Below are 1,214 nucleotides of genomic sequence, written 5' to 3'. Positions count from 1 at the left end.
CCGGTCCTGTTCGACCATTCCGGCGATACCGCGGATCTGGCCCTCCACTTTGTGCAGACGGTGCAGGTGATCGGCACGCCGCCCGGCGTATCCGTGAACCCGTTCTGGCATCGACTCACTCATGGGCATGTCTCCTCGCAGATCGCGGTTTCTGCAGCCAGTGTGGCGATCAAATACCCCTGCCGGGTAGGGACCAAGGTCCTGCCGCCGCCGGGCCGTCAAGCCCTACCTGGCAGGGGTAGGCGGGCAGACGCTTGCTGTGTCAGCACTTTCTTAGGGAGAGGCGCGCCATGAGCATCATCACCCAGGCACCCGCCGCGGCAGAGCCAGCCGGCCAGGCGCCAGGCGAGCCGGTGCTGTCCGCAATAGGAGTCGTCAAGTCATACCAGCGCGGCATTTGGCCGGTCCGGCGCAGCGTTCACGTGCTGCGCGGTGCCGACGTCGAACTGGGTGCCGGTGAGGTCGTTGGCCTTGTAGGCGAAAACGGGTCGGGCAAGTCGACGCTGATGAAGATTCTGGTCGGAGCGCTTTCCGCCGATGCTGGCAGCGTCACCCGGTCCGGGAAACTGGGCTACTGCCCGCAGACTCCGCTGGTGTATCCGCGGCTGACCTGTGACGAGCATTTCGGCTTGTTCGCCTATGCGTACGGTATGCCCGCGCACACTGCCGAAGTGTCTAGGCATGCGATCTATGACTCGCTCGGCTTCGCACGGTTCGCCGCGACCCGCGCAGATCAGCTTTCCGGCGGTACCCTCGCCAAGCTCAACCTCGGCCTGGCCTTGCTGGCCGACCCGCAAATCCTGCTGCTCGACGAACCCTACGCGGGGTTCGATTTCGATACCTACCAGCGCTTCTGGCAACTGGTGGCGGCACGGCGCGAGCAGGGCCGCACAGTACTGATCATCAGTCACTTCGTGGTGGACGAGGACCGCTTCGACCGCATCATCGACCTGCACGACGGCAAGACCATCCCGCGAAACGCAGCGCCAGTTCAAGCGGTGCGGCGATGAGCATCCTTGTTTTCGCTCGCCGGTTCCTGGCCGNATACGTGCGCAACCAGGTGAACCTGCTGCTGCTGGCCGTGGTTCCGGTCGTGTTTGTCATCGTGGTCGCCGACAGCCTCGCGCAAGCCTCCAAATTGCTTGGCGGGCAAGGCCCCGCAGTCGAAACCGCGTCCGCAGGCTGGGCCGCCGCGTTCCTCGCGGGAATCGCCA

General features: G+C 64.9%; 2 protein-coding genes. One reads left to right on the top strand and one right to left on the bottom strand.

What is annotated here, in order from left to right; genetic code table 11:
* The coding region (locus A3E1_RS49215; RefSeq protein ID WP_407637390.1) for a metal-sensing transcriptional repressor at positions 1 to 111 on the bottom strand (111 nt) is incomplete at its 3' end.
* 179 nt (positions 112 to 290) lie between these two features.
* Here A3E1_RS49215 and A3E1_RS0125590 point away from each other — a divergent pair.
* Entirely contained in the window at positions 291 to 1,010 is a 720-nt protein-coding gene (locus tag A3E1_RS0125590; RefSeq protein ID WP_020523640.1) for an ATP-binding cassette domain-containing protein, read from the top strand.
* The last annotated feature ends 204 nt before the right edge of the window (positions 1,011 to 1,214 follow it).

This window comes from Catelliglobosispora koreensis DSM 44566 (genome assembly GCF_000379685.1).
Classification (GTDB): Bacteria; Actinomycetota; Actinomycetes; order Mycobacteriales; family Micromonosporaceae; genus Catelliglobosispora; species Catelliglobosispora koreensis.
Note: the sequence above shows the minus strand (reverse complement) of the source record. Positions and strands in the feature narration are given on the sequence as shown.

Bases quoted from the DNA above. Each gene is read 5' to 3' on its own strand.
- A3E1_RS0125590 (WP_020523640.1), top strand. From the start codon at position 291: ATGAGCATCATCACCCAGGCACCCGCCGCGGCAGAGCCAGCCGGCCAG.